Source organism: Secundilactobacillus collinoides DSM 20515 = JCM 1123 (assembly GCF_001435975.1).
Classification (GTDB): domain Bacteria; phylum Bacillota; class Bacilli; order Lactobacillales; family Lactobacillaceae; genus Secundilactobacillus; species Secundilactobacillus collinoides.
In genome coordinates this window covers 1-3140 of record NZ_AYYR01000073.1, presented here as the reverse complement: position 1 = coordinate 3140, position 3140 = coordinate 1, and the positions used below count along the sequence as shown (strand labels likewise).

The 3140-nt window shown below is 36.3% G+C and carries 2 protein-coding genes; both read right to left on the bottom strand.

Features of this window, described 5'->3' with window-relative positions; translation table 11 throughout:
- Positions 1-556: 556 nt before the first annotated feature.
- On the bottom strand, positions 557-1243 hold the full coding sequence (locus FC82_RS11775; protein WP_054762920.1) for a hypothetical protein: 687 nt from the start codon (positions 1241-1243) through the stop codon (positions 557-559).
- A 191-nt stretch (positions 1244-1434) separates the two neighbouring features.
- Entirely contained in the window at positions 1435-2565 is a 1131-nt protein-coding gene (locus FC82_RS11770; RefSeq protein ID WP_153021000.1) for a helveticin J family class III bacteriocin, read from the bottom strand.
- Positions 2566-3140: the final 575 nt, after the last annotated feature.

Here is a 3140-nt window from a genome sequence, read left to right as displayed (position 1 = left end):
GACATAAAGTCAAATACGTTTCAAAACTCTCCACCAATACCAGTTGACAAAGAGCCGATAAAATCCCGGTTTGGATTTTGTCGCATGACACCCTTCTGTGCAAGTCTTTGGTTTTTGGAACGCGTTTCGGCTATATAACAGAGAAGCACAACATTAAAGCGTCTCTTTATGATATTGCTCATAATTAAGAGCGTGGAAAAAACCGTTAAGATAGCGGAGCATAAGGGCGTTATGGCATAAAATCTCGGGTTGGATTTTGTGCCGTGACGCCCTTACGTGCAGCTGTCTGGTTTTTGGAACGCATTTCGGTAATATAGCAGAGAAAGTCTAGATTAAACGTTTCGTTAATATATCGCTCATAATTAATGCTTGAAGAAATTTGATTAATAATTGGTGCAGTGAAGGGTGTCATGCAATAAAATCCTTCAATTTTGGATTTTGTTGCATGACACCCTTCACTGCTAATTTTTGATTTTCAGAACGTGTTTTGAGTCGAGTACATTAGCTTACTAACTTAATACAAAAGAACTCTGATACATTTTTTGCGCGTACATTGCTAATTTTGAGAAAGTAGCGGAAGTACATGGAAAGTCAACGTTTCGCCAACTTTAGAGGTAACAACATCAGGATATGTTGTATCTGTAATATAATAGCCTGATGGCGTATCTGCAGTTGCTGCCGATAACACACTTGTAATATCTTTTAAGGCACTCTTCATGCTAGTGCCTTCGCTTAATGACGCACCTGATTTTAATAATTTTGAAGGTACAACCCACGAAGTACTTGCAACTGTTGCACCAGAGTCAGCGTTAACATACTTAAATGTAAGACTATTATTGCTTGTTGCTACTGTAGGATCTGTTGTGGTGCTCTTACCTGAAGTAGCTGTAAATTTGCCCTTAGTTAAGTAGTTCCGCCAAACATACCCACTTGCCGAGTTGCTCTTATTTTTGACATAGTAGAAAATGCCAGTTTTTTTACCATTAGTTAACTTAACACTCTTTTGAACGTACCAAGTCGTTTTCGGATAGTTTTTCAAGTTATGCTGTTTTTTCGTTAAAGTGCTATTCCATAAATAAACTGATTTAGTTGCGTTCTTAGCATGATATGCTGGAGTCGTGCTAGCATAACTCTTCGTTTTAACAGTTCGATATGAAGCGCTAGCGCTAACCTGTTGCGTTGTGAATCCAACGCCAAGTGTCAAGGCACCTAACGCTAAACTTTTAATGATCATTTTATTCATATTGAGTCCCTCTTTCTCCCAATCGAGTGCCTTAATTTAAAAGTACAATACCACTTGTCTCATAATAGCATTATCCAATCCTCATTATCAATCTTTTTACGGCTAAAAAAGATTAAGAAATAAAAGAAGCTGAGACTTTTAAGCCTCAACCTCTTTTTAAAAGTTAAAATGGTAATTTTAAAATGGTAATTTTAAAATGCTGATTTAGGAACACTGTAAATCATTGAAACATTTGGACTGTCATGAAAATCAACTACTAAGTGAACATCATCACCTTTAAGTTGCATTCCTTCGGTTTCGGTCGTAGAACCAAACTCACTATTATTTAGTGTTACTTTAGATCCAGAGGTTGTATTCCAAGCAAATTTTACCATTGCCGGGGTATCTCCTTCTTGTCCGCTAGAGATATAAATTGCATCTGCATCATTATATTCAAATCCTTGAATAGAATCGTACGAGATTAGACTGGTCAACACTGATGAAGTCATCGAGTGGCCTGCAATATAAGCATCATGTACTCGTGAATCAGTGAAAGGTACGTATAAGTTTCCACCAGAACTAACAGCCTCATCTAAAATCTGATTCATTTGAGTAGCATCATAGGACGCATAATGAGCAGTACCATCACCATTCTTAGTCCAAATGAAGAGCCGATTAGTAGTGCTTGAGAGCGCACTGTCAGAACGCGTCATACTGCCATTTGAGGCTCCAGTGTTATTAAGATAATTAATGCTTGAGAATCGTGGAGCATCAGTATATTTTAATTCACCTGGGCTGTACTGGATTCGTGCCACTTGAGTAGACCACGGAATACCGCTTGAAGTAGTCTCTACGCCCTTACATCCAATCCAGAAATAATATTCATCATTGTACTTAAATTCCTCTAGTGTTTGAGAGTGTCCAAAATCTGTTAATTTCATTTCATCCTGATAAACTGCCACGTCTCCCTCAATTCGACATCGTGATAAGTATAAGTCCTGCCCGGTTAATTGCGTTACGTATATATAAGTTGAACCAATGTACGCTTTTTGAATAACAGTTGTACGTTGAAGCCCTTCAAATGCATATTCTTTAGCAGCAGTTGTAGCTCCTGCCATAGCGACATCAGCCGAACGTGTTGAAATTGCATCTGTTGCTTTAACATATGGATGAGTACGCAAATATGAGTAATATTCATTATCATTATTAAAATCATCCCGACTTACTACTGTTGGTGCCTCAATACTAGCATCATTATCATCAATACCTTCAGCTTCATTAGCTAAAATTCGTTTGTTATCCGAGTCATTTAATAAATTTTGTTTTTCTTGATCTCGTGTCACTGTATCGGTGTCGGGTGTGACTGTCAACGAACTTGATGTTGACGTAGTTTCTTCTGCATGCGCAACCAAGGAAACATTACTGATAACAGTTCCAACTATAAGCCTAAGAGACAACATACCGGATAAAAATTACTTACTAACTGTCTTGTTCATTTTGAACACATCCTTTTACCTGAATTTTATCGATCAAGTAGCTTTGCGATATCTTTATGTTATTAAAATATTATGAATTTCATAAGAATAATATGGGATTTTTTATGAATTCGTCTTTATTCTGTTATTTTTGTTTTTTTGTATGTGTATATTGATAATTCAATTTATTTATAACATTAGATAAGAATACAATTCGCATCAACAGTAAGTATGATAAAAAAGTAACTAATGTATTTGCCTGTTCATTCAAATAGAATTAGTTAAATGTGAATAACTATTTGTAACACAACAAAAGAATGCCGCTATGAGAGTGACACCTTCAAACAAAAATATCAAAACCCTAATTAAAATAAGTTTACTTCCATCCCCGAAGTGTCAAATCAAGTGCAACAGTTAATGACCTATTCCAATGATTGGTCTAG